General features: G+C 41.4%; 1 protein-coding gene. It reads right to left on the bottom strand.

Translation table 11 applies throughout. The features are described from left to right. Nucleotides 1–261: DUF4352 domain-containing protein (locus tag CF394_RS15445; RefSeq protein WP_133079871.1), on the bottom strand; the 261-nt coding region annotated here is incomplete at both ends.

Below are 261 nucleotides of genomic sequence, written 5' to 3'. Positions count from 1 at the left end.
CTGATAATGCTTTTGCAGAGTCTTGGAGCTGGTCTGCTGTCGCAAGGATCTTTTTGTCTTTTCCGTCAATTTTGAAAGTAACTGATTTTGGCTTTTTATCACCATAAGATTCCGGCGTATAGTTAAGCTCGTATTTCTCGCCTTTATCTACAACATAGAAGAGGCTACCTTCAACCGATTTGTCAGCGTTAATCGTGCTGCTGCGCAGCTTTTCGTTATAATCCTCGGGATCTGTGTCAGACATCTTAGTATCATCTTGAT

It is taken from the genome of Tetzosporium hominis (assembly GCF_002265435.1).
Taxonomy (GTDB): domain Bacteria; phylum Bacillota; class Bacilli; order Bacillales_A; family Planococcaceae; genus Chryseomicrobium; species Chryseomicrobium hominis.
The sequence above is the reverse complement of the archived record's forward strand: the minus strand, read 5'-3'. Positions and strand labels throughout refer to the sequence as shown.